The organism is Nitritalea halalkaliphila LW7 (assembly GCF_000265075.1).
Taxonomy (GTDB): domain Bacteria; phylum Bacteroidota; class Bacteroidia; order Cytophagales; family Cyclobacteriaceae; genus Nitritalea; species Nitritalea halalkaliphila.
On record NZ_AJYA01000034.1, the window covers coordinates 1 to 25,873 of the forward strand.

Below are 25,873 nucleotides of genomic sequence, written 5' to 3' on the forward strand. Positions count from 1 at the left end.
TCGCTATCCGCATATTATTCGCCAGAACCGCACGTCGGTGGCGGTGCTGCGGGGGACGGAGACCGCGGAGGAGTTGCGTGCCCTGGCCGCTGATGTGTTCACCTATTATGGCTTGGGCTGCCGAAATGTTTCGAAGGTCTATGTCCAAAAGGAGGAGCAGCTACATGCTTTTTTTGATGCCATCGCGGATTTCGAGTGGGTGCGGGAGCATCATAAGTACGTAAACAATTACGATTACAATAAAAGTATCTTTTTGGTCAATAAGGTGCCACATCTGGATACGGGCTTTCTTTTAGCCCGGGAGGAGGAAGCGCTCGTGAGTCCCATCGCGGTGCTGCATTATGGCTTTTATGAGCAGGAAGAGCGCCTGAAGCAGGATCTGGCGGCGCGGGCTTCGGAAATACAGTGCTTGGTCGCGGGGCAGCCGGCACTGCTGGAGGCGGGCACACCGCTAGGCAGGTGGCCTTCGGTGAGGCGCAGCGTCCCGGCCTTCGGGATTATGCGGACCATGTGGACACCCTGGCCTTTTGCCTTTCGTTAGGTTAAGTGCCCCATGCTAGAGCTAGGGGGATAAGGTCGCCGCTCTTTTTGCTTTGCGCTTCCGCGCAAAAAAAACGAAGGAATATGCGCCCTAAAAGTAAAGTCTTCCCTCCAGTTTTTAGGCTGGGGGGAAGGCTTTTTTTCGTGGCATTCTCAATAGGTAAAAATCATGCATAAAATGCTATTAAAGCGAAATTTCGCAGCTTTTAGATAGCGTGTGACCGCTGCGGAGCTGGAGACTTGTGGTAAAATGCTTATGGATTTTTTCATTTTTGCCTGAGGGCCTGCTCGGGATGGCTTCGGGGGCTGGCGGACAGGAAAGCAACAGATGTAGCAACATGGAATCGGGATCTATTTTAATTTACCGTTTAATTGACGAATTTTCTTGCGTAGTATGAATTTTTAACAAGGGAAAATTTTCTTTATATTCTTTATAAATAAGTCAGAATACGGTATAAACGCTTCTTTTTTTGGCCTATATGGCTATATTTGCAATCGATTAAAATAAACCTTTTCGACAAATAAAAATCAGTTTCCCATGGCATTTGATATAGAAATGATCAAAGCTGTCTACGCGAAATTTCCTTCCCGGATAGCAGCTGCTCGTGAGGCAGTCGGTAGACCACTAACCCTCGCAGAGAAAATTTTGTATGCACACTTATCTGAGGGCGATGCCACTACCGCTTATGAAAGGGGTGTCTCTTATGTAGATTTTCAGCCTGACCGCGTGGCTATGCAAGATGCTACGGCACAGATGGCGCTTTTACAGTTTATGCAGGCGGGTCGTGACCAGGTGGCGGTACCTTCTACCGTGCACTGCGATCACTTGATTCAGGCGGAAGTAGGCGCGGAGGCGGATTTAACGAAAGCAAAAGACAAGAACAGAGAGGTGTATGATTTCCTTTCTTCTGTTTCGAATAAATATGGCCTCGGCTTCTGGAAGCTGGGGCAGGTATCATCCACCAGGTGGTACTAGAAAACTACGCCTTCCCAGGGGGTATGATGATCGGTACAGATTCTCACACGCCGAATGCGGGTGGTCTCGGCATGATCGCCATCGGGGTAGGCGGTGCAGACGCCTGTGATGTGATGGCTGGCCTTCCTTGGGAGCTAAAATTCCCGAAACTAATCGGTGTTCGACTTACAGGTAAACTTTCTGGCTGGGCTTCCGCTAAAGATGTGATCTTGAAAGTAGCTGGTATCCTGACTGTAAAAGGCGGAACAGGAGCTATCGTAGAATACTTCGGTGAAGGTGCCCGCTCCCTTTCGGCTACCGGAAAAGGAACGATCTGCAACATGGGTGCTGAAATCGGTGCTACGACTTCTATCTTCGGTTACGATGAGAAGTCAGAAGCTTATCTTAGAGGAACAGAAAGAGGGGACATCGCCGACATGGCGAATGCCATCAAAGAACACCTTACGGGTGACGAAGAGGTATATGCAAATGCAGAGCAGTACTTCGACCAAATCATCGACATCAACTTGTCCGAGTTGGAGCCACACATTAATGGTCCTTTCACGCCAGATTTAGCTTGGCCGCTTTCGAAGTTCGCCGCTGCGGTGAAGGAGAACAACTGGCCAGCCAAATTGGAGGTAGGATTGATTGGCTCTTGTACCAACTCTTCTTACGAAGATATTTCACGTGCGGCATCTTTGGCCGAGCAGGCCGTAGCCAAACAATTAACGGCGAAGTCCGAATATACGATTACACCGGGTTCTGAGCAGGTACGTTTCACCGTGGAGCGCGATGGCTTCTTAGATGTATTCGGTAAAATGGGTGGTGTAGTGCTCGCGAATGCTTGTGGTCCATGTATCGGACAGTGGGCGCGTCATGGTGCCGAGAAGCAGGAGAAAAACTCTATCATTACCTCTTTTAACAGAAACTTCGCTAAGCGTGCGGACGGCAATCCGAATACGCACTCTTTCGTGGCTTCGCCAGAGATCGTAACGGCGATGGCGATCGCGGGCGACCTTACATTCAACCCGATGACGGATACCCTAACGAACGATAAGGGCGAGCAGGTGAAGCTAGATGAGCCAAGTGGTTTAGAGCTTCCGACGAAGGGTTTCGCGGTAGAAGATGCGGGTTATCAGGCTCCTGCTGAGGATGGTTCTCAGGTAGAGGTGGTCGTAGATCCGAAATCAGACCGTCTGCAGTTATTAGATCCATTCCAGCCCTGGGAAGGCACCGACTTAGAAGGTCTAAAACTTCTCATTAAAGCGAAAGGCAAGTGTACGACGGATCACATCTCGATGGCGGGTCCATGGTTACGTTTCCGTGGTCACTTGGATAACATTTCGAACAACATGCTCATCGGTGCTGTCAACTTCTTCAACGAAGAGACGAATAAAGTAAAGAACCAGTTGACGGGTGAATACGGCGAGGTACCTGCGGTACAGCGTCAGTACAAGCAGCATGGTGTGGGAACGATCGTGGTAGGTGATGAAAACTACGGCGAAGGTTCTTCTCGTGAGCATGCAGCGATGGAGCCACGCTTCTTAGGTGTTCGTGCGATTTTAGTGAAATCTTTTGCACGTATTCACGAGACAAACTTGAAGAAGCAGGGGATGTTAGCCTTGACGTTTGCGAATCCTGCTGATTATGATTTGATTCAGGAGGACGATACGATCGCGATTAAGGGCTTAGAAAGCTTTGCGCCAGGCAAGCCGCTTACCGTCGTGCTGACACATGCGGATGGTTCTTCTGACGAAATCACGGTGAACCATACTTATAATGCTGGTCAGATCGAATGGTTTAAGGCCGGATCTGCGTTAAACCTGATTAAGTCAAGTGTAGCGAAGTAAGTTTTAGGTCTTTTTAGATACAGAGAAACGCTCTTTACGAGCGTTTTTTTGTTTTATCCGAAGTATACAAGTTGAGCGTGTCTCACGAAATTTTTTTTGAAATTCAGATCTCTTTTAAAGAAAAGGCATTGCTAAAAATGATGGGATGCCCTATATTACAAGCGTAATACTTCAATTCTTAATTGTCCTAGTTGGTTTGTAACGGTGGGCTAACGCGTATTAATACGCAACAAGATTTTAAAAAGGGCTGTTTTTGGGAAATCAACTCAGTTTAAAGGAGAGAGAACGAATGCGCCTTTGTTTGCTAAGGTTCTCATGATTCTTTTCCTTACAGAAATTAGCTAGATGAAGGTAGTGAGCACTATGTGTAAGTGTATGGATTTCCGGTTGTGGAATGACTGGTGCTATCCCAAATATGAGGTTACAAGAGAAACTATAAAAAACCATAAACTAAATTCATTATGTCAAAGCAGGTGCAGCCCGTAAATGTTTGTATTTTAAGTGGGCAAACAACCATTCACGGTGATATTATAACAACCTATGATGTGCACGTAGATGCCACGGTCTACGGAAATATACATGCCGGTGGAAAAGTAGTCATTTCAGACGATGCCAGGGTATTTGGCAACGTAAGTGCAATTTCGGCTGTTGTCTCAGGCCTAGTAAGAGGCGATGTTACGATAGAGGAAAAGTTAGTTTGTCAAATGAATTCTAGGATTTCTGGCGAAGTGTCTTGTAAGCAGATAGTTGTCGAGGAAGGTGCGGTTCTAAACGGAAGTTTGACTATGGGTGTAGAAGCTGCAGCTTTTTTGTTCCCAGTGGATAAAGAGAGGTGTTTAAAAACTAAAGGGACAGCCACGAAAAACCTGATTCAAGTAGCTAAGTCATGTACGAATAGGCTTGCTGTGGATACAGAACAAGCCAAATTAGAAGTGAGGGACGAGCTAAAAACAGATTTACTTACTAAAAGTGGGCGTTTTAAATTCAATCTGAACCTTTGGTGATTAAGATTAGGACTTAGATAGACTGAATTTAAATTAGTTCGCATAACAACTTTTATTTCTTGATTCCTGTTATTGTGTGTAATATTGTACCACTAAAATTAAACTGACGATACGCTATGGCAATCATGATAACAGACGAATGCATCAACTGTGGTGCATGCGAGCCGGAATGTCCGAATACTGCTATTTACGAAGGAGGAATCGAGTGGAACTGGAGTGGAGGAACGCAGTTAAGTGGTGAGGTGACGCTTTTAAATGGTCAGGAAGTAGATGCCGACCAAGAGCAGGAGCCCGTTTCGGATGAATTTTATTACATCGTAACAGACAAGTGTACCGAGTGTACGGGTTTCCACGAGGAGCCGCAGTGCGCTGCAGTTTGTCCGGTAGACTGCTGTGTAGATGATCCAGACCACCGCGAGTCTGAAGAGCAGCTGCTCCAGAAAAAGGTCTTTATGCACGGCGAATAAACAAGAGGCGCTGCGCCACATCGGTTTATTTTACTAGCCGTATTTTATCGAAACGCGTAAAAAGAAGGGTTCGCCCTTCTTTTTTTATACGCTATATATTATTTTTTACATTTTAGGGTGGTTGGTTGCGTCTCTTTTGCTGTTCATTACAAAAAATACGGGGCGACATTTAATTATTTTCTGGAAAGTGTTTAACTTGCTTGCCTATTAAGACCAAACTAAAACTACTTTAAATTCTTTAGACTGTGGAAGACAACAGAGGTAACGACAGAGATGAGATTTACTCACAGCGAGTAAAAGCGGGTAAGCGTACGTACTTCTTCGATGTGAAGGCGACAAAATCCAACGATTACTACCTGACCATAACAGAGAGTAAGCGTCGGGTGAAGGATGACAGTTTCGTTTATGAGAAGCACAAGATCTTCCTGTATAAAGAAGATTTTGCCAAATTCGTGGAGGCACTGAATCAGGCGGTAGATCATGTCAAGCATGACCTGATGTCGGATGTGGATTTTTCACAGTTTGAGGTGGAAACCAGTGAATCGCGATTCGATGATGAACTAAAGTGGGAATAAAGGCATAATTCTCCCTAGTGCGTAGAGGCACTTGTTCGAAACTTTTATTATTTTAGTGTTCGAGCAAGTGCTTTTTTTGTCCTATCCTCCATGAAAAAATTTATCCTGTACCTTCTCCTAATCATTATTTGTCTAGTTACATTAGGCTGGTACTTCTCCACGATCAGTTTTTATTTTATACTTTCACTTGTCATCGCGGCAGTGCTCCGGCCAGTTACAAACAGGGTAAATGCGGTCCACATCTTAGGACAGCACATTCCGCGCTGGCTGGCGATCTTATTTTCTTTTGGCGTCATCGTGGGCCTGTTGTTTGGCATCGCCCTCCTCTTCGTTCCCCTAATTTCCATACAGATTGAGCGTTTGGGCAGCTTCGATTTAGATGTGCTCTACGAGCAAATTCAGAATCCGGTAGGGAAAATTGAAGACTTTTTAATTACCTACAATCTAGTGAATGCGGAGCCTGGGTTTTTAATTATTCAGGTGCGCGAAACGCTTATCGGAAGTATCGGAAAAATTAATGTGCAGGGGCTTATCAATACCGTTTTTAGTACGACAAGCTCCTTTTTTATCGCTGTCATATCCGTGGCTTTTATTACTTTTTTTCTCCTGCTGGAAAATGGTCTCCTGCGGAGAAATATTTTAAACCTGGTGCCGAATGCGTACTTCGAACTGTCCGTGGCCACCTTTAATAAGGTAGAGCGCCTGCTGTCCAACTACCTCATCGGTCTGCTCTTTCAAATCACTTCTATTTTTACGATTGCTGGACTTGGGCTTACCTTCGTCGGAGTAGAATACGGGTTGACCATCGCCTTTTTTGCTGCCGTGGCTAATCTTATTCCGTACGCTGGCCCGGTGCTGGGGGCTTCTTTCGGGCTGCTCGTAGGTATCAGTACGATGAACTTCGCCGAATCGGGTGAATTCGTGCTCTACATCGCCCGAATTTTAATCATTTTTGGCCTTGTACAGCTCATCGATAATGTGCTGCTGCAGCCATTAATTTTCTCAAAATCAGTAAAAGCACACCCCCTTGAAATTTTTGTTATTATCTTTGTGGGCGCAAAAGTAGCCGGTATATTGGGGATGATTTTTGCCATTCCTGTTTATACGATCTTTCGCGTATCCATCATCGAGTTCTATAAGGGCTATCGCGCTTACAGAATATTTAAGTTGTCATCATAAGAAAAACATACAATGGGATTACAGTGTGGTATCGTAGGACTTCCGAATGTAGGGAAGTCCACCTTGTTTAATGCCTTATCGAACACCAAAGCCGAAGCAGCGAACTTTCCTTTTTGTACCATCGAACCTAATAAGGGGATCGTTACTGTGCCAGACAGCCGTTTGGAGGTGTTAGAACAGCTCGTGAAGCCACAGCGTGTCCTCCCGACCATCATCGAGTTCGTAGACATCGCGGGTCTGGTAAAAGGAGCCTCTAAGGGAGAGGGCTTAGGCAATAAGTTTCTGGCAAACATCCGGGAGGTAGATGCCATCATTCATGTCATCCGCTGCTTTCAGGACGATAACATCGTGCACGTAGCTGGCGGGGTGGATCCTATCTTTGATAAAGAAGTCATCGACACCGAACTTCAGCTAAAAGACTTAGAATCGGTAGAAAAGAAAATCGCACGCATCGAAAAAGTAGCAAAGTCGGGCGATGCCAAAGCCAAAAAAGGACTTAGAAACCTTACAGCTTTTCAAGCAAGGGCTTACTGAGGGGAAAAATGCGCGCGCGATCGAAGTGGAGAAAGAAGACCTCGAAGCGGTTCGCGACCTACATCTCCTAACCATCAAGCCCGTGCTTTATGTGGCGAACGTGGATGAGGGCAGTGTGACTACGGGAAATGCCTTCGTGGAAGCGCTTCGCGATAAGGTAGCTGAAGAAGGGGCTGAAGTAATCGTATTATGCGCCGCGCTGGAAGCGCAAATAGCAGAGTTCGAAGACGCTGAGGAGAAGGCCATGTTCCTGGGAGAATACGGATTAGAGGAGAGCGGATTAAACAAGCTAATCGCGGCTTCCTACGCTCTACTTAACCTAATCACTTACTTTACAGCAGGCCCTCAGGAAGTGCGCGCATGGACGATACGTCGTGGCTGGAAGGCACCGCAGGCTGCAGGCGTGATCCATACAGACTTCGAAAGAGGGTTCATTAAGGCAGAAGTGATAAAACTACCCGATTATGAGCAGTTCAAAACAGAGGCCGCCTGTCGTGAAAATGGGAAAATAGCCATCGAAGGCAAAGAATATATAGTTAAGGACGGGGATATCATGCATTTTAGGTTTAATGTGTAAGTAAGTTGGGAATAATTTCGTACTTTTGTTTTGTCGCTTAACAAACAATTAAAGAATTATTTCCGTTAACTTATTGTTTAATATTTATTTTTAAATACCCGTGAGAATAAGACTTGTATTTTCTTTAAAGAACAAAGGCGCTTATTTACCCTTTCATCACCAGTACATCCTGGCGCAATTCTTAAAGGGCCTCATCGTAAAAGGAGGCCGTGAAGAGTTTTTTAACTACAACTACTTCAACTTTTCTGGGCTTAAAGGTCAGACTAAAGTCAGTAGAAGTGGTTTGCATTACTATTCCAGTCTCGTAACCCTCGTCCTTTCATCACCCAACGAGGAATTTATGGATTACCTACTGGAGCAGGTATTTGCTACGCCCAAAATAGAATTAGGCAACTTAATTCTATCGCCAGAGTACACGGAGCAAGAGGTAATGCCGACGCTCGAGACCGCGAACAAGTTCGTGTGTATCTCCCCGCTTGTCCTCATCACCCCAGCGTTTAACGACGACTCGGGCAAGCGTTTTATCAATCCGGATACCGATGAGTTTTCAGACCTCCTCTACGAATCCACCCTACTTCGTATGGAAAAGTCTGGCTGGTACACCCCTGAACAGATGGAATCTTTCTACAAGTTTCAAGTTGTACCTGACATGAACTACATCAACAAACTCCGTGAGCAGCAGAAGAAATTCGCCCGTATTTACTCGGTTTTTGACATGGATGTGAAGTATGAGGTGCGTGGCTACACGCTTCCGTTTACCCTCTATGCAGCCGCAGAAGTACAGGATTTTGTCTTCCAGTGTGGGTTGGGAGCCTTTACCCATAAGGGTTTTGGTATGCTTGACTTAGCCAACCATGCGCCGAATCAGCGTACTGAACCGTATAAGTTTAAGCGTGAAGGCTTCGTTCCTTATCGCCCACAGGAGCGTACCTTCAAGCCACGTATGGATGAAGAAAAAAGCGCTTCTAAGAACGGAGACGAGGGTGAAAGTATAGCGTAAGCATAGTTATTACTCATAGTGTGAAACTTGTTATGGAAGCGCCTTTTATAGGTGCTTTCTTTTTTCTGCGTCCACCTAGGTAACTTTTTTAGCCCAAAAGAGATCGATCTCAAGAGTAAGTACGATTTTCCGCTTCCTGTGGTACCCTAGTCTATTCCAATACTTTGGTACTTGTTAATTTTCCACGATTTACTTTCTGGATTACTTGGTTGAGGGATTGTGGTTTTTTCTTGCTTGTCAGTCTGACTCTTCGAACTGTATATTCTTCCATTATAAATGTTAGAAGCAAGGTCAGCATCATCAAAGCGGGCAACATGAGATATTCGCTTTTCTTAGCTCCTATAAGCGCTAAGATGATAAAGCCAATTTTTGACAAGCCTAAAATAAATACCACTCGATCAGATTTAATGCCACTTCGCATTAAAAAATGGTGAATGTGGCTTTTATCTGCAAGAAATGGAGATTGCCTCCGCTTGATCCGACGGTAAAATACCCGTAAGGTATCAAATAGTGGTAATAAGAGGAGAGAAAAGGAAGTTGCAAATGGCGAATTAAACCTGTAATAGTCCCATGGTGATAAGGCACCATTTTTTTTCACAAAAACTATTACGAGTACTGCGATAATGAATCCAACTGAAAGAGATCCCGTATCTCCCATAAATATTTTGGCAGGATGCCAGTTGTAAATCAGAAAACCCAATAGACTCCCAGCGATCGAAAGGCAAAGCATGGCGTATTTCCATTCATTTATTTGGAAAAACCATACTGTTAGAAAAGTCATTATGATTAAAGCAATGGTAGCAGCTAATCCATCGCAGCCATCAATGAAATTAAACGCATTCGTAACCCCCAGCAAAAATAATATAGTTACTAGTACACCTATTTCATGAGAAATCTCTTGGATGCCAAAAAAAACCATAAAATTCCGAAAAATAGAGTTCTCCAGGGCCTATAATCAATAAACTGGCAAAAAATTGACTAAAAAGTTTTGTTTTGGGGCTTAAGTCTAGTAGGTCGTCAGAAAACCCAATAAGCATATGGAGAAACAAACCTAAAAATAGAAATTTAAGCTCACTAAAACTTGATAAATCCATCCAAACTACGCTTGTTAAAATTATACTGACTACAATAACTATCCCCCCCATAGAAGGAGTCTTCTCTAGATGTATTCTTCTTCCACCCGGATTATCAGTTAACTTCTTCGCATGTAAAAAGTGAATCAGTATGGGAATCAGTAGTAAGCATAAGAAAAAACTCAATAAAAAGGGTAAAAGGAAACTCATGATTGCTTGACCTTACTAGAATGATTGTTTACCGCGTATTTGGGAATTTGGAAAAGGCTTTCTCTTCATTTAAAATCCAATAATCTCACGTAATTGAATAATAATGTAACCGAGGTGAAGCCCGCTTTTAATCTTTTGGAAAACGGCTCTAAAATTAAGTATAAATAATTGATAAACACTTAACTTATCCTAAAATACGTAAAAAATAGTGAGCTGGATTTAGTGCGTTTCAACTGCCATTTTTTGCTGCTTTTTCCCTATTTTTGTTTTATGCTTACCATCCATAATCTGGCCTATTACCTCGGAGGTCGCGCGCTCTATCGAAATGCCTCCCTCCACATAAAACCGAAAGATAAAATTGGCCTCATAGGCCAAAACGGTACAGGGAAATCCACCCTCCTGAAACTCATTGTGGGAGACTATCAGCCACAGAAGGGGAGATCCAAAAAGCAAAGGACACCACCATCGGATTCCTGAACCAAGACCTGCTGTCCTACCTCTCTGACGACAGCATCCTCGATGTGGCTCTCGAGGCATTTAAAGAAACACTCGCCCTACAAGAGGAAATCGATCAGATCCTGAAAAAACTGGAAACAGACTACTCCGAAGAGACACTGAACAAGCTGGCATCGCTCCAAGAACGCTTTGAAAGCCAAGATGGCTATGCCCTTAAAGCGAAAGCCGCCGCCGTCCTCGAAGGGATCGGCTTCCGTACAGAAGAACTCTCCCGACCCCTGAAAACCTTCTCAGGAGGCTGGCGCATGCGCGTCATGCTGGCCAAACTCCTCCTCGAAAAGCCTGCACTCCTCATGCTCGATGAGCCTACTAACCACCTCGACCTGCCTTCCATCCAATGGGTGGAAAACTACCTAAAAACCTATGAAGGGGCTGTCATCGTAGTCTCCCATGACCGAGAATTTCTCGACAACTGTGTCTCTTCCATCGTGGAAGTGAGCGGAGGAAACCTAATTCCCTATGCCGGAAATTATTCCTTCTACCAAAGAGAAAAGCGGGAGCGCATGGAAATCCAACAAAATGCCTACGAGAACCAGCAGCAGATGATCAAGCAGACCGAACGCTTTATCGAACGCTTCCGCGCTAAGGCCACTAAAGCCAATCAGGTGCAGTCTCGTGTGAAAGCCTCGAGCGCCTTGACCGCGTGGATGAGGTAGTGGACGATACAGTAGAGGTCAATTTTAAATTCCGCTTCAGTGTGAAGTCCGGTCGCGATGTGCTGGAAATGGAGCATGTAAGCAAAAGCTATGGAGATCACATCCATATCTTGAAAAATAGCTCCGGCAGAATCGAAAGAGGAGATAAAATCGCCCTTATCGGCGCGAATGGCAAGGGTAAATCCACCCTCCTCCGCATCATCGATAGCTCAGAGCCTATACAGACTGGCACCCGCAGGTCAGGACATAATGTGATCAAATCATTCTTTGCGCAGCACCAACTCGAAGCACTGAATGTAGAGAACGAAATCTTGCAAGAACTGGCACAAGCAGGCAGCGATAAAACGGAAATGGAGCTGCGCAATGTGCTGGGATGCTTCCTCTTTCGCGATGAAGATGTCTTTAAAAAGATTAAAGTACTCTCCGGTGGCGAAAAATCTCGCGTGGCGCTGGCCAAAACCCTGATCTCCGAGGCCAACTTCCTGCTCCTAGATGAACCTACTAACCACCTGGACATGCAGTCGGTGAATATTCTGATCCAAGCACTGCAGCAGTATGAGGGGACCTTCGTGACCGTCTCCCATGACCGACAGTTTATCCGTGGCGTGGCAAATAAAATTTGGTACATAGAAGACCTGGAGCTCAAGGAATACCCAGGAACCTATGCGGAATTTGAGGCCTTCCAGGCCAAAGTACAAGCCGAAAAAGCAGCGGAGGAAGCGGGCAAAAACCAAGAAGCAGCCAAGCAGAAAGCTGAGACCTCTGCCCCGAAAAAGCCCCGCAGCGAAAAACAAAGCCCCGAACAGGCAGCCGCTAAAAAGGCTTTGAAACAAAAACAACGGCAGCTTGAAGAAATCGAAAAGGCGCTGATGCTGGCCGAAAAACGCTGCCAAGAACAGGAGGCGCTGCTCGCAGACCCAGCGCTCTATGCCGATGCAGCACGCATGCAGCAGGAACAAGCGCTTTATGCGCAATACCAAGAAGATCTAAACGTTAAAACGACACAATGGGAACAGCTAGTAGAAGAAGTCGATCAACTTACAGCCGAGACAGAAGGCTGAGGAAACGCTTGCCCTCAGATAAATTCCTGTGGGTACTCAGCAGCCTGTTACTGATTATCAGTAGCCTATCACTTCAGGCGCAAGTGCTGCACAACCAAGTGATGGAAGAAAATATCGTCTCTGTGCGCCTTTTTCCTCGGAGTTCCGAATTCGCAGCGCAGATGCGACCCGCTGTTATTCCTTTGCGCGGGAGCGCACCGCTAAGACTTTCCTTCGATGACCTAGCCTATGATCCGGATATGTACAGTGCGAAACTGATCCACTGTAATGCCGACTGGACGCCTTCCGACCTGCGCGATAATGATTTTTTAGATCAGTTTAATGAATTTAACCTGACCGACTATCAGTATGCCATCGATACGCGGGTGCCTTACATCCACTTTAATTTCGATATTCCGTCTGTCACCAAGTCGGGAAATTATGTGATTCGCGTCTACAGGGCAGAAACGAGAGCCAAACCATCCTCACACAGCGCTTTATGGTTTTCGATAACCAAGTGAAAGCCGGTGTGGAAATCGTGCCGCCCTCACAAACTTCCCAGCGGCGCTTGATGCAGCAGTTGAACATCATGCTCAACTATGGCGCGCGTGAGGTCTTCGATCCCCGGAATGCCATCCGCGTGGTGGTGCGCCAAAACCAGCGCTGGGATAATGCGATCTACGGCCTGACGCCAACTATGATTCGGGAAAACCAGCAGACCATGGAGTTCCGAAATTTCGATGGCTCCAACGCCTTTCTTGCCGGAAACGAATTTCGTTTTGCTGACCTGCGTTTCGTGCGCACCCGGGGTGCCAATATCGCTCGCGTGGCCATGGAGGAGGATATCGTCTATGCGGAGACCGTGCCCGAGCCCATTCGCCGCGGCCAAGCTTACTCCCAGTACCTGGACATGAATGGTCAGTACGGAATCTTTACCGCCGACCGCCAAAATTTCGACCTGGAAAGTGAGTATATGCTGGTCACCTTCAACTTGAAAAACGAGGGGGTGCGCGATACTCCCTATGTGGTAGGAGCACTGACGGGCTGGGGAACTATGGATGACGCGAAGATGAGCCTCAACAAGGAAACGAACACCTGGCAGACGACCTTGCTGCTCAAGCAGGGATGGTACGATTATCAGTTCGCCTACAAGACACCTGATGGATTCGTCATGTCAGAGCTTGAAGGCGATCACTTCGAGACCGAAAACGAATACGAAGTATTTATCTATTACCGCGATATGGGCTCTCGATACGATGAACTTATCGGTTACACGCATATCAATCCCAATAGAAGAAGATTGTAACGCTGCGCTCACGAAGCTCCTTCTCGACCAGCTTGTTTGACTGCGTACAAGAAGAGGCCCTGGTAGCGCATCAATACCTCCTTTGCGCGTGAGCGCTTATGAAAAAGAAATCCCCACCTTACGAACAGCAGGTGGGGATTTTTATGAAGGTTCAGACGGAGTGTTTTCCAGCGGGGAACATCCCTTTGTGAACTCCCTCCACTTTATCCACTTATTTAGACTCCGAAGGGATGGCTTCCAACCATTTAGGCTTGGTCGTCACCACATGCGCTTGCAGCTGATTCAGCAGGTTATAGATCCCGAAATAGGTTCTGTTGATGTACAAACCATGTCGGCTACCTCGTGCCTGACGTGATTTTTTAAACATCTTATCATTCGAAATCTTATCGCCTAGCTGGAATATTTCCTCGAAGTAGGCATCATTCGCGAAATCAAAACTGTCCACGTGGAAAGGCTTGCCCAGCAGGCGAATCATTTCCTTAAAGACCCCCTTAAAGTAAGCCTTTTCCGTAGGCGTATCCTTATCGGAAATAAATTCCAGACCGTAGAAAATCTGGTCTAACTCCTCCTCACGCATCAGTAAGTCCTTCTTGATCAGGGAGAAATAACCCTTATAAAAGTCCTCAGGGATGACCTTGACACAGCCGAAATCGATGATGGCCAACTTGCCGTCGTTTTGCACGATAAAGTTACCCGGATGCGGATCCGCATGCACCTGCAGCAAGTTGTGCACCTGATGATGGTAGAAATCCCAAAGCGCCTGTCCAATCTTATTTTTATCTTCTTGACTTGGGTTCGTTTCCAGCCACTCCTTGATATGCTGCCCGTCGATCCAGTCCATGGTGATGATGCGCTCACTACTTAATTCCTTATAGTAATCTGGAAAAGCCAAGTTCGGGATGTCCGCGCAGGCAGCTGAAATCTCTAAAGAGCGCGCCACCTCCAACTTATAATCCGTTTCCTCTAAGAGCTTCTCTTCCACTTCTTCCATGTAGTGATCCAGCTCCTTTTCATTCATATTTAACAGACGCAGCGCGAAAGGACGCACCAGTTTTAAATCAGAAGAAACTGAGTCCGCCACCCCCGGATACTGAATTTTAACCGCCAGCTTCTTGCCATCCTTCGTCGCCTGATGCACCTGCCCGATAGAAGCCGCATTCACCGCAGACTTCGTAAAGGTGTCGTACATGGTTTCAGGCGTTTTGCCGAAGTATTTTTGGAAGGTCTTGACGACCAAAGGATACGATAGGGGAGGGGCACTGTACTGGGCCATGGTAAACTTGTCTTGATAAGCCCTCGGTAACAAGTTCTTATCCATAGACATCATCTGCGCCACCTTCAGCGCCGAGCCCTTCAGCTCACTAAGCGAAGCATAGATGTCGGTAGCGTTATTGGTATGTAGCTCCTCTTTCGAAAGGGAGGGATTCACCACTTTTTTTGCATAGTGCTTCACGTAGTTTCCGCCCACCTTTGCACCCGTCCGAATGAATTTAGCAGCACGCTGCACCTTCGATACCGGAATGCTTTCCTGTTCTTGCACCTTATTACTCATGGCGATTATTTAGATTGATACATAAATTTCACAAAATCAATGAACGTGTCCACCGCACTTTTTCCCATCAGGTCAAATGCCAAGTTGACAGACTTCTCGATCGCAGCATCCGTTTTCTCAAAACCCGGACTGGTGTCCTTGATCCAAAAACGGAACACAAACCACAACTGAAACCACATGGCATCCGCGTAGCGATCCGAGATCACCGGACGACTTGCGATTTCATCCGTTTCTTTGCCCTCTAAAATCAACTCGTTCGCAAAGTCACGAAACTTCCCCTTAAAGGCTTTCACCTCCTCCGGAAACTGCTGCTTTAAGGCCTTCGGGTCGTGCCCGTATAGACTTAATAGATAGGAACGGTTTTTCTTCCACTCCTCGATAATGGTAAATAAAAAGCCGAGTAATTTCTCCCGCGCACTATAGGTGGCATACACTTCCTGCTCCTCTAACTGCTTCAGGGTAGCATCATATATAGAAACCCAAACAGCCGACTTAATCGCCGTAAAGGAAGTAAAATAGGTATAGATATCGGATTCCTGCATGTCTAAACTCTTTGCGAACTTAAACATGGACGCAGGCTCCTTGCCTTCTTCTAAAACATGTAAAACATAACCATTTAATATGGCCGTTCTTGGGTCCACAGTGGACGGCTGCTGTGCTGTCGTATTCTCCATAATATATCAACTTACTTCCCTTTTAACAGCCAAACCCCCGCTTAAGTTTAGGATTTCATAGCGAAATAGGGCTTGAATTGCTTTTTCTTTCTGCCTGCCCACGGTTCCTTGTTGCTTTTTCCTCCTCATTTTTTTTCGGGCCGCGCTCCGCGCAAAATGTACGCGTAAAAAAAAATAGCGCCCCAGATTATCCGAGGCGCTATGTGTAGAACAGCGGGCTTTTCTGAATGAAAAAAACAGAAATCCTTACTGCTTCACTTCTTGAAAAACAAAATTGTGATTCGTGTAAATACAAATGTCCGCTGCCACCGTAAGCGATTCGCGCACCATCTCCTCGGCACTCAGCTGAGGTGCAAACTTCATCAGCGCCCGCGCAGCCGCCTGGGCGTACATGCTGCCAGAACCGATCGTCGCGATGCCCATATCCGGCTCGATCACATCTCCAGTACCGGAAATAATCAACACATCTTCAGCATCCGCCACGATCATCATCGCCTCCAAGCGACTCAACATGCGATCCATACGCCATTCCTTAGCCAGCTCCACCGCAGCCCGTTTCATCTGTTGATTGTGCTCACCCAGCTTGGCCTCGAACTTTTCCAGCAGCGTAAAAGCATCCGCCGTAGAGCCAGCGAAACCAGTTACCACCTTACCCCCGAGGAGCGTACGCACCTTATTGACACTACTTTTAGCGACCGTGTTGCCCATCGTCGCCTGCCCGTCGGCACCGACCACCACACGCCCCGCATGTTTGATCGCTACTACAGTAGTTGCTTTTATCGTTTCCATAAACTTATTTTTCTGTAAAAGTAGAAGAAGTCCTACACCGTGCAGGACTTCTTCAAAGAAAGGATACTATTAAACCAAAATCCTAACCGGATCTTCTAGTAATTGTTTGAAGGTCTGCAAGAAAGCAGAGCCCACCGCGCCATCCACCACACGGTGATCGCAGGAAAGGGTTACCTTCATCACATTACCTACCTGCATCTGACCATCCTTCACGATGACCGTCTCCTTAATGCCACCCACAGCCATGATACACGCATCAGGCGGATTAATGATCGCAGTAAATTCTTCTATACCGAACATGCCAAGGTTCGAAATGGTAAAGGTATTCCCCTCCCAATCCTTCGGCTGTAATTCTTTATTCTTCGCTTTAGCCCCCAAGCTCTTCGCCTCCTCAGAAATCTGAGACAGCGATTTCGCGTCCGCAAAACGGATCACTGGTACCAAAAGACCTTCTTCTACAGCTACCGCCATCCCGATATGAATGTGGTCGTTGTAGCGAATTTTATCTCCTAACCAGGAGGAGTTTACTTTCGGATGCTTACGCAAAGCGGCCGCAGCAGCCTTGATCACCATATCATTAAAGGAAAGCTTCACTGAAGAAATCTCGTTCATGCTCTTACGTGCCGCGATCGCCTTGTCCATGTTGATTTCCATGGTCAAGTAAAAATGCGGAGCCGTAAACTTGCTTTCCGCTAAACGCTTGGCGATGGTTTTACGCATCTGAGAAACTTTTTCCTCACGGAAAGATTCTTGACCGATAGCCGGAGCTGCTGCTGCACTGCTGCTAGCTGCCGCCGCTTCAGGAGCCGCAGGGGCTGCCTTCGGCGTAAAGTTTTCTACATCACGCTTGATGATACGTCCACTTTCTCCGGAACCCTTTACCTCACGAATGTCGATGCCTTTTTCTTCTGCTAGACGCTTTGCCAGAGGGGAAGCTTTCAAGCGGCCATTATCTGTGCTGCTCGCCCTGCTGTCCGCACTACTTGCTTTCGGGGTCTCCTTCGCAGGCTCCTCTTGTTTAGGGGCTTCCGCCTTCGCACTTTCCTTAGTAGGGGCGGGGGCTTTTTCTGCTTTCTTCGGAGCATCTTTTTGGCCATGGGCCTTCAAAAGCTTTTCGAAGTCCGCTCCTTTTTCTCCAATGACCGCAATCACACCATCGATAGGCACGGCCTCACCGGCTTCCACACCGATATGCAGCAGCACACCGTCTTCGTAAGATTCCAGCTCCATCGTCGCCTTATCGGTTTCTACCTCTGCGATAATATCACCAGACTTTACCTCGTCACCCACCTTTTTCAACCAAGAAGCGATCGTGCCTTCTTCCATGGTGTCCGACATCTTCGGCATCGTGATCACCGTGGCCGCGATATCCGAGGTGTCTACTTCTTCCGCTTCCTCCGCTTCTGCCGTTTCTGCAGCCTTGCTCTCCTCGCTAGCACTGTCAGCATCGGCTGTTTCTTCTTTTTTAGAAGAATCTGAAGCCTCTCCGTCGCCAACGTTTTCCAGATCCTGAAGTAGATCCGCTATATCTTCACCCTTCTCACCGATGATGGCGATCACACCATTTACCGGCACGGCGTTTTTCTCTTCCACTCCGATATGCAGCAGGATGCCCTCATCATAGGACTCCAGCTCCATCGTCGCTTTATCTGTTTCTACCTCCGCGAGAATATCTCCCGGCTTCACTTCGTCACCAACTTTCTTAAGCCAAGCCGCGATAACACCCTCTTCCATGGTGTCCGACATCTTCGGCATGCGTATGATTTCTGCCATATCTTTATGAGTTCTTTTCTAAAGAAGTATTCAAAAATAGTTGTTTGCTTACGTTATTCAAATTTAAACGCCGTAAATTCGCCTACGTTACAGTACCTGAAGTCAAGATCCACACCCTTCATGCCCACTTTACACCCTTCTGACTCTACTTACCAAGCACCCAGCTGGCTCTTTAACGGTCATCTCCAGACGATCTATCCGGCGCTCTTTCGTAAACCCCATCCCTTACCCTTTGTTCGGGAGCGAATTTTTACGCCAGATGCGGATTTTTTAGCACTTGATCGCCTGCGTCACAAAAATAGCAAAAAAATTCTCATTCTTAGCCATGGTTTAGAAGGAAATAGTAATAGGCCCTACATGACCGGAATGGCGAAATCGTTCTTTTTTAAAGGTTTCGATGTGATTTCCTGGAATTATAGGGGCTGCTCCGGTGAACCTAACCTCCTTCCTCGTTTCTATCATTCAGGAGCGACTGAAGACTTGCATGAAGTAGTAAAATTCGCTAGCAGCGAATATGAAGAGATCTACCTCGTCGGCTTCAGTCTAGGAGGTAATCTTACGCTAAAATATGTAGGGGAACTGGGGGCCGCCAGCGGCAAAATAAAAGGCGTGGCAGCCCTCTCAGTACCTGTACACCTGGCCGATGCCTCCCGCAGGCTCGCAGAAGCGGACAACATACTCTATACCAAACGGTTTTTAAAGACACTAAAAGAAAAAGTAGCCCAAAAAGCCCAAACTTTCCCCGAAATCTTACCTAAGGAGGGGCTGGCCAATATCCGGACGCTGGCCGAGTTCGATGACCGCATCACGGCTCCCCTGCATGGCTTCGCTGGAGCTGCTGACTACTATCAGCAATGCGCCGCCCTGCAGTTTATGCCTGAAATCCGCGTGCCCACCCTGCTACTAAATGCCCAAAACGACCCTTTTCTTAGCCCTAGCTGCTTTCCCTTTGCCCTAGGCAAAAAATCCCAGTACCTACACCTCGAGTTCCCGGAAAAAGGCGGCCATGTGGGCTTTACCCCAAAAGATCGTGCAGAAACTTACTGGTCAGAGCGTAGAGTAGTTGAATTTATGGAAGGCATTGCGTAAATTTTGGAAATCAAAAAAAACGATCCCAACATGTGCGGTAGATATACGCTTTCAAAGAGTAAAGAGGAGCTAGAAAAGTATTTTCAAGCGGAAATGCTGGCCCCTTTTCAGCCGCGCTATAATGCCGCTCCCACCCAGCTGCTACCCCTCATCACTGGGGCTCAGCGAAAAGGCTTTTCCTTTTTTTACTGGGGCATCACTCCGGACTTTGCGAAAAACAAGCCAGTGGCTGAAAAGCTTATCAATGCCCGCGGAGAAACGGTGCAGGAGAAGGTTTCCTTTCGCAAGGGCTTCCAGCAGCGCCGCTGCATCATTCCTGCTGATGGCTTCTATGAGTGGAAGCGCGTCGGGAAAAAGACGAAAATTCCCTACCGCTTTACGTTAGAAGATGGGGGGCTTTTTGCTTTTGCAGGCATCTGGGAAGAGTATGAGACCACCTCCGGAGAGTCGCGCCACACCTTTCTGATCATCACCTGCAGCCCGAATGCGCTGGTAGAGGAGGTGCACGACCGTATGCCTGTGATCCTAGATCGGGAAGCACAGCAGCGCTGGCTCGACCCGTACAGCTCGGCACAAACCCTTCAGGACTGCCTACAACCCTTTTCCGCGGAGCGCATGTTGAGCTACCCCGTGTCGCCTATGGTGAATCATGCCGCCCAGGACCACCCTAGCATGATCCGTCGCACTGATCCCATGGATCAATTTGGAAATTATACCCTATTCGGATAAAAATATGCAAGACATTCATCTTTTAGACTTGAAATTTCAGGAGGCCGCCGAAGCGATAGCCTCTTTTTTAGTGGAAACACCGGAGGACGGGCTTCTGCTCATCGAATCTGGCCCCGAAAGTACCCATGCCCAGCTAGAGGCAGCCATCCGGGAGAAGGGCTTTGACCCGGCTGACGTGCGCCATGTGCTGCTTACCCACATCCATTTTGACCATGCCGGTGCAGCGTGGAAGTGGGCGGCCCGCGGGGCCAAAGTCTACGTACATCCCGTCGGTCTTCCGCATTTGGCCTCACCTGAAAAGCTTTGGAACTCGGCAGCCCAGATTTACGGAGACGACATGGAGCGCCTCTGGGGCAGCATGGAGCCGATCGCAGAAGAGTACCTCTACGCCGTAAGCCATGAGGAAGTGCTGCAGATCGGAGGGCTAACGATAAAAGCCCTGCATACGCCCGGTCACGCCGTACACCATGTCGCCTATAAGCTCGGAGACAGTATCTTTACCGGTGATGTGGCCGGTGTAAAAATCCAGGCAGGCCCTGTGGTGCCCCCCTGTCCACCGCCCGATATTCATATCCCAGACTGGAAAGCCTCCATCGCATTGCTCCGACAGGAGCGCCCCGCCCGCCTGCTGCTCACCCATTATGGTGAAATCCAAGAGGTCGACGCACACCTACAGGCGCTGGAAGCTATCCTCGACGACTGGGCCGGCTGGATAAAGCCCCACTTCGACGCAGGCACCAATCCGGCAGAAATTACACCTGCTTTTATGGCCTATACCGAGGGACAGCTGCGCGAAAAAGGATGTTCAGATGCGCTCATACAGGTATATCAGTACGCGAATCCCAGCTGGATGTCCGTGGCAGGATTACTTCGCTTTTGGAAATTAAAGGCAAGTGGCCGTATTTTGTAGGCCCAAACAAAGAAAATACTGAACAGCGGACCCCACGTTCCGTTTTCATATAAACCCAAATAAACGTTTATCCTACCATGAAAAGAGCCAGAATCAGCGGCGTAGGCCATTATCTGCCCGAAAGAGTGATCACTAACGAGTACCTGTCCACCCTCATGAATACGAATAACGAGTGGATCGTGGAGCGCACCGGCATCGAATCCCGTCGCTGGTTTACGCCGGGGAAGGATACCGTCACGAGTATGTCCGTGGAAGCCACTAAGATGGCACTGGAGCGGGCGGGCCTCGGCCCAAAGGACATCGATTTTATCGTATTCGCTACCATCACCCCCGATTATTTCTTGCCCGGGAATGGCGTGCTCTTGCAGCGTGAACTCGGTATGGAAGGCATCGGTGCACTCGATATCCGGAATGCCTGCTCCGGCTTTATCTACGCGATCTCCGTGGCAGACCAGTTCATTCGCACGGGCATGTATAAAAATATATTGGTCGTAGGAGCGGAAATCCAATCCTCCGCGCTCGATAAAAGCGATGAAGGACGCTCCAGCGCCGTGATTTTCGCCGATGGAGCGGGGGCTGCCATCCTCACGGCTGTAGAAGACGATCAGCCGCATATTTTAAGCACGCACTTACACGCAGATGGAAATTTCGCCGAAGAATTATACTGTAAAGATCCCGGTAGCAGCCGCGAAGACCGTCTGTCCGCCGCCTTGCTGGAGACAGGCAGCCACTTTTTGCGTATGAACGGAAATGCCGTATTCAAGCATGCTGTGGTGCGTTTCCAAGAGGTGATTTTAGAGGCACTCCAAGCGAATAGCATGCAGCCAGCGGACATCGACCTGCTCGTGCCCCATCAGGCGAATCTTCGTATCAGTAATTATATTCAGCAGAAAATGGGTCTTCCGGATGAAAAGGTGTTTAATAACATCATGTACGTGGGGAACACCACCGCCGGGACGATTCCGATCGCGCTGAGCGAAGCCTGGGAGCAGGGCCGCCTGAAGGAGGGAGATCTGGTTTGCCTGGCCGCTTTTGGCAGTGGTTTTGCGTGGGCATCTGCGCTCCTACGCTGGTAAGGGCATCTGTTGGCCCGTTTTTTGGCCGCGGCCAAAGGATGAGAATAAAATAACATTACCAATTTAAATGCGTAATATTATCAGGTAAATAGAGAGAAAACTGTTTTTCTGTTAAGTTCATTGTCCCTCTTAGGTGACGGGCAAGTAAGACTTAAATAACATCATAGACCATGAAATTTCGAACTAGTCCAAGTCTTTTCGCTCTCTTCGTAAGCATCTGCTACTTCGGGGGTATGTTCCACACCTTCGGGCAGCAGCGGGATGCCGCTATCCAAACGATTTACAGCGCAGACAGCAGTCTAAAAGCATCCGGCGTTATCGCACAGGGAAGCATGCAGGGGCTTTGGCGCTTCGAAGATCCGAAGACAGGGAGGCTGCTGCAGACAGCGAATTTCCTAAACGGCAAGCGAGACGGGGCGGCGCAGGCCTTTCACCCTTCTGGCCAAAAAGCCGTAGAGGCAAATTACCGAAACGGGATTTTGAACGGGCCTTTTGCCGCTTTCGACCAGTCTGGAGCGCTTATCGAGCAGAAAATCTATGAGGACAGCGTCTTAGTAGGCCCTTATAAGTCTTTTTTCGGTAGAGAAAATGTGCCCAGCTTCGTGGATCCTCGCCAGGTGAAAGAAGAAGGTCAGTATGTAAACGGAAAAAAAGATGGGCGCTGGATGACGTACTTTTATTTCGGTCAACTCGGTATGGTGCAGACCTTTAAAGAGGGTGTCCAAGAGGGTCCTTATATGGAGTACCACCCAGACGGTTTTTTGGTTTCAGAAGTGATGTATAAGGGAGGGGAGCCGCATGGTCCTTTTAAACGCTACTCCTTTGCGAATGTGATCGAAGAGGAGGGAGAGTACAACATGGGGCGCAAAGTAGGGGACTGGGTGACGTATTTCCCAGGCACCAAACGCGTGGCCTCCGAAACGTCTTATGATGACCGTGGTAACCGAACGGGCACCTGGACCTATTATTATGAAAATCGTCGGATAGCCCGGATCGAACGCTATGAAAATGATATTCCCGTGGGCACCTGGGAGGAATTTTATCCCGACCGCACCCTTTCGAAGCGTAAAACCTATAAGCTTGGGGTGCCTGTCGGCAAATATGAAGAATTTCATGCAGATGGCAGCCCCTCAGTGACGGGCGAGTTTAATGAGTCGGGGATGCGCACGGGAATTTGGAGAAATTTTCATCCAGAAGGTCAGCTGTACAGCATCGGAGAGTATCGGAATAATGTGAAGACGGGCAACTGGAAATACTTTAACCGTATCGGGATATTAATAGCGGAAGGCGAATACCTTTTAGGAGCAGAAAATGGACAGTGGGTGTACTACTATGATGGGGGGCAGCTGAAGAGCATCGGCAGCTACCGCCTTGGTAATGAGCACGGTACTTGGGGGTTGTTTTATGACAACAAGCAGCTCACGCAGGAAGAGTTTTGGACCAATGGGCGTCTGATGAACGTGGGAGATTATTTTAGTTTTGATGGCAGTAAAACGTGGGACAAGGGAACGCTCCAAGACGGAAATGGTGTTCGCATCACCTACTACATCGATGGTCGTAAGGAGTCCGAGGGCATGTACAGCGATGGCCGTGCTACGGGAACATGGATTTATTACCATGAAAATGGACGCAAGGCTTCCGAAGGAGAGATGATCGAGGGGAAAAAGCAGGGGCAGTGGCGCTACTTTAATATCAATGGTCGTCTGCAAGAGGTTCTTGTTTTCGATGATGATGAGCTGGTTCCAGAGCAAGAGCCAGAGCCTGAGATAAATTTCCAGCGCTTCTAAATTTATTTGAAGGTCAAGGAAGGTGGAAGCCGCAATGCGAATAGCGTGTTGCGGCTCTTTTTTTATTGCCCGAGAGGGCGAACAATTCCCTATGCAGAAGGGTTTTTTAAAGAAAACAGCGATATGTTCGGATTATTTAAGAAAAAGACGCCCATCGAAAAGCTACAAGAAGAGTACAAGGGACTGATGGAAAAAGCCCACAAAATGTCCCATAGTGACCGCACTGCTGCGGACAAGTTGATGGCAGAAGCCGAAGAGGTGGCGAAAAAAATTGATGCCTTAAAGAAGGAGCTAGGCTAAGCTAGGGGTTTAAAAAGTGTTCATACTCACCATGTATACATGCTAAAGCAGGCAAATGCCTGCTTTTTGCTTTTTAGGCGATTTGGCGAATAGCCATCTGCGGGCGTACAGGGAAATATTTTCCTTATTTGGCGTTATAAACATAGGGAAAAACAAGTGTTGGCAGTGTATTTGCCCCATTTGCTTTAGGGCTGTTTCAAAATCATTTATCAAAATTTTATTTATGTTTTTAGCTAATTAATCAGATAAAAATTCCATAAAAAATAATTTTTGCGAAACAAATGCGCTTCGTTGACGTGTAATAAGACAAAGACCTAAACCAAGCAAATATGAAAAAGCAGATCGTTATACGATTACTCCTTATTTTGGGATTAGGAATGGGAGTAATCCTTCAGTCGGAAGCAAGACAGGCTGTTGGCGTAAATTTTCAAGTGTTTTATCAGGAGTTAAGTCCTTATGGGGACTGGGTAATAGATCCTACACATGGGTATATCTGGATTCCAAATGTAAGGGGGAACTTTCAGCCTTACGTCACGAATGGCTACTGGGCTATGACGGAATTTGGCAACACCTGGGTTTCACAGTACCCTTGGGGCTGGGCGCCTTTCCATTATGGGCGCTGGTTCTGGGATGATTTCTATGGCTGGGCATGGGTTCCTGGTTATGAGTGGGCGCCAGCATGGGTCTCCTGGAGACAAGGAGGCGGACACTTCGGTTGGGCACCTTTAGGCCCGGGCTTGAATGTCACCGTGTTTACAGGGATTCCCACTAACCACTGGGTTTTCGTTCCACGTAGAAGGTTTTATCATAGAAATTTTCATCGCCACTTCGTAGGGCCTACTCAGGTGGTGAATATCTACCAGAATACGACGATTATCAACCATACCACCGTGTATAACAATGCCACTTTCTTCTCTGGACCTAGCCGTCAGGAGATTCGTCAGGCGACAAACCAAAATGTGCCCGTCTACCAAGTGCGCCAGGCAAGAAGAGCAGGGCAAACCCAAGTGGGCAACAATGCCATAGAGGTGTACCGTCCGAACTTGACGACCACGCGGGGGGGTGCTGCCGCACGACCTAGTCAAGCGGTGAGCAGGGAGGAATTCCGCAGCCGTCAGCAGCCGAGACAGAGCGCCCCAAATGCCGCCATAGCTGGTGGCAGCTCAGATAGAAGCAGAAATGCAGCACGTGAGGCAGCAGCTCCATCAAGCGGACGGGCAGCACAGCGCGATGCAGTGTATAACGGTACGCAGGGAGGCACGCAAAGTGCAGCGCCTACAAGTCGCCAGCGAGCGCGGGAGCAGCAACAGTTACAGCAGCAGCGCAATGCTCGTGGTCAGCAGCAGGCTGCCCCTCCGGCACAGCAGGCCGTCAGCAGCAGGCAGCTCCTCCTGCCGAGCAGAGAAGCCGTCAGCAGGCTGCTCCTCCGGCACAGCAGGCCGTCAGCAGCAGGCAGCTCCTCCTGCCGAGCAGAGAAGCCGTCAGCAGGCTGCCCCTCCGGCACAGCAGCGCAACTCTGGGGGCACAGTAAACCGCAGCAGTGGGAGTTCTTCCTCTCGGAGTAGCGGTACCGTAAACCGCAGCAGCGGGAGTTCTTCCTCTCGGAGTAGCGGTACCGTAAATCGCAGCAGTGGGAGTTCTTCCTCTCGGAGTAGCGGTACCGTAAATCGCAGTAGCGGGAGTTCTTCCTCTCGGAGTAGCGGCACCGTAAC

General features: G+C 47.9%; 19 protein-coding genes and 5 pseudogenes. 17 read left to right on the top strand and 7 right to left on the bottom strand.

Annotated elements, in window-relative coordinates; genetic code table 11:
• From A3SI_RS19360 to cas6, 8 genes and pseudogenes are all read left to right on the top strand, one after another.
• Window positions 1-541: pseudogene (locus tag A3SI_RS19360) on the top strand (hypothetical protein); the annotation flags it as partial.
• 537 nt (window positions 542-1,078) lie between these two features.
• Window positions 1,079-3,345 (top strand): annotated as a pseudogene (locus A3SI_RS11600) (aconitate hydratase).
• 461 nt (window positions 3,346-3,806) lie between these two features.
• Window positions 3,807-4,349, top strand: a complete 543-nt coding sequence (locus A3SI_RS11605; RefSeq protein ID WP_009056090.1) for a bactofilin family protein — start codon at window positions 3,807-3,809, stop codon at window positions 4,347-4,349.
• Between the two features lie 116 nt (window positions 4,350-4,465).
• On the top strand, window positions 4,466-4,816 hold the full coding sequence (locus A3SI_RS11610) for a 4Fe-4S binding protein (RefSeq protein ID WP_009056091.1): 351 nt from the start codon (window positions 4,466-4,468) through the stop codon (window positions 4,814-4,816).
• A gap of 245 nt (window positions 4,817-5,061) precedes the next feature.
• Window positions 5,062-5,391 carry a DUF3276 family protein gene (locus tag A3SI_RS11615; RefSeq protein WP_009056092.1) on the top strand — a complete coding sequence of 110 codons (330 nt, stop codon included), beginning with the start codon at window positions 5,062-5,064 and terminating at the stop codon, window positions 5,389-5,391.
• A gap of 90 nt (window positions 5,392-5,481) precedes the next feature.
• On the top strand, window positions 5,482-6,570 hold the full coding sequence (locus A3SI_RS11620; RefSeq protein WP_009056094.1) for an AI-2E family transporter: 1,089 nt from the start codon (window positions 5,482-5,484) through the stop codon (window positions 6,568-6,570).
• Window positions 6,571-6,582: 12 nt separating this feature from the next.
• Window positions 6,583-7,681: pseudogene (ychF, locus tag A3SI_RS11625) on the top strand (redox-regulated ATPase YchF).
• A 100-nt stretch (window positions 7,682-7,781) separates the two neighbouring features.
• Complete coding sequence (cas6, locus tag A3SI_RS11630) at window positions 7,782-8,681, top strand: CRISPR-associated endoribonuclease Cas6 (protein ID WP_009056096.1); 900 nt, start codon at window positions 7,782-7,784, stop codon at window positions 8,679-8,681.
• Between the two features lie 151 nt (window positions 8,682-8,832).
• Here cas6 and A3SI_RS11635 read toward each other — a convergent pair whose 3' ends face one another.
• Complete coding sequence (locus A3SI_RS11635) at window positions 8,833-9,600, bottom strand: MraY family glycosyltransferase (protein ID WP_009056098.1); 768 nt, start codon at window positions 9,598-9,600, stop codon at window positions 8,833-8,835.
• Entirely contained in the window at window positions 9,566-9,964 is a 399-nt protein-coding gene (locus A3SI_RS18335; RefSeq protein ID WP_083836507.1) for a hypothetical protein, read from the bottom strand. The genes A3SI_RS11635 and A3SI_RS18335 overlap by 35 nt, the downstream gene beginning before the upstream one ends.
• A gap of 270 nt (window positions 9,965-10,234) precedes the next feature.
• Here A3SI_RS18335 and A3SI_RS11640 point away from each other — a divergent pair.
• Window positions 10,235-12,197 (top strand): annotated as a pseudogene (locus A3SI_RS11640) (ABC-F family ATP-binding cassette domain-containing protein).
• Window positions 12,198-12,223: 26 nt separating this feature from the next.
• Window positions 12,224-13,482, top strand: a pseudogene (locus tag A3SI_RS23575) (type IX secretion system plug protein).
• Between the two features lie 211 nt (window positions 13,483-13,693).
• On the opposite strand, the gene A3SI_RS11650 reads toward A3SI_RS23575, so the two are convergent.
• The 4 genes from A3SI_RS11650 to A3SI_RS11665 all read right to left on the bottom strand — a co-directional run bounded on the left by A3SI_RS11650 (window position 13,694) and on the right by A3SI_RS11665 (window position 18,270).
• Window positions 13,694-15,034 carry an ABC1 kinase family protein gene (locus A3SI_RS11650; RefSeq protein WP_009056102.1) on the bottom strand — a complete coding sequence of 447 codons (1,341 nt, stop codon included), beginning with the start codon at window positions 15,032-15,034 and terminating at the stop codon, window positions 13,694-13,696.
• Between the two features lie 5 nt (window positions 15,035-15,039).
• Complete coding sequence (locus tag A3SI_RS11655; protein ID WP_009056103.1) at window positions 15,040-15,708, bottom strand: TetR family transcriptional regulator C-terminal domain-containing protein; 669 nt, start codon at window positions 15,706-15,708, stop codon at window positions 15,040-15,042.
• A gap of 246 nt (window positions 15,709-15,954) precedes the next feature.
• The gene (gene hslV, locus A3SI_RS11660) at window positions 15,955-16,497 is read right to left on the bottom strand and encodes an ATP-dependent protease subunit HslV (protein ID WP_009056104.1); all 543 of its coding nucleotides are present in this window, start codon (window positions 16,495-16,497) and stop codon (window positions 15,955-15,957) included.
• A 69-nt stretch (window positions 16,498-16,566) separates the two neighbouring features.
• A complete protein-coding gene (locus A3SI_RS11665; protein ID WP_009056105.1) occupies window positions 16,567-18,270 on the bottom strand; it encodes a pyruvate dehydrogenase complex dihydrolipoamide acetyltransferase in 1,704 nt (567 codons plus the stop codon).
• Between the two features lie 120 nt (window positions 18,271-18,390).
• Here A3SI_RS11665 and A3SI_RS11670 point away from each other — a divergent pair, with 120 nt between their 5' ends.
• The 7 genes from A3SI_RS11670 to A3SI_RS17600 all read left to right on the top strand — a co-directional run bounded on the left by A3SI_RS11670 (window position 18,391) and on the right by A3SI_RS17600 (window position 25,726).
• The gene (locus tag A3SI_RS11670; protein ID WP_009056106.1) at window positions 18,391-19,359 is read left to right on the top strand and encodes a YheT family hydrolase; all 969 of its coding nucleotides are present in this window, start codon (window positions 18,391-18,393) and stop codon (window positions 19,357-19,359) included.
• Between the two features lie 30 nt (window positions 19,360-19,389).
• Entirely contained in the window at window positions 19,390-20,088 is a 699-nt protein-coding gene (locus A3SI_RS11675; protein ID WP_009056108.1) for an SOS response-associated peptidase, read from the top strand.
• A 4-nt stretch (window positions 20,089-20,092) separates the two neighbouring features.
• Window positions 20,093-20,998, top strand: a complete 906-nt coding sequence (locus A3SI_RS11680) for an MBL fold metallo-hydrolase (RefSeq protein WP_009056110.1) — start codon at window positions 20,093-20,095, stop codon at window positions 20,996-20,998.
• A 77-nt stretch (window positions 20,999-21,075) separates the two neighbouring features.
• Window positions 21,076-22,074, top strand: a complete 999-nt coding sequence (locus tag A3SI_RS11685; protein WP_009056112.1) for a 3-oxoacyl-ACP synthase III family protein — start codon at window positions 21,076-21,078, stop codon at window positions 22,072-22,074.
• 170 nt (window positions 22,075-22,244) lie between these two features.
• Entirely contained in the window at window positions 22,245-23,861 is a 1,617-nt protein-coding gene (locus A3SI_RS11690; protein ID WP_040670802.1) for a toxin-antitoxin system YwqK family antitoxin, read from the top strand.
• Between the two features lie 123 nt (window positions 23,862-23,984).
• The gene (locus A3SI_RS18965) at window positions 23,985-24,161 is read left to right on the top strand and encodes a Lacal_2735 family protein (protein ID WP_040670804.1); all 177 of its coding nucleotides are present in this window, start codon (window positions 23,985-23,987) and stop codon (window positions 24,159-24,161) included.
• Window positions 24,162-24,490: 329 nt separating this feature from the next.
• A complete protein-coding gene (locus tag A3SI_RS17600; RefSeq protein WP_009056117.1) occupies window positions 24,491-25,726 on the top strand; it encodes a DUF6600 domain-containing protein in 1,236 nt (411 codons plus the stop codon).
• On the opposite strand, the gene A3SI_RS20905 is transcribed toward A3SI_RS17600, so the two are convergent.
• Window positions 25,643-25,873, bottom strand: a 231-nt coding sequence (locus A3SI_RS20905) for a hypothetical protein (RefSeq protein ID WP_009056118.1), incomplete at its 5' end; no start/stop codon positions are given. The two genes, A3SI_RS17600 and A3SI_RS20905, sit on opposite strands and share 84 nt — an antisense overlap.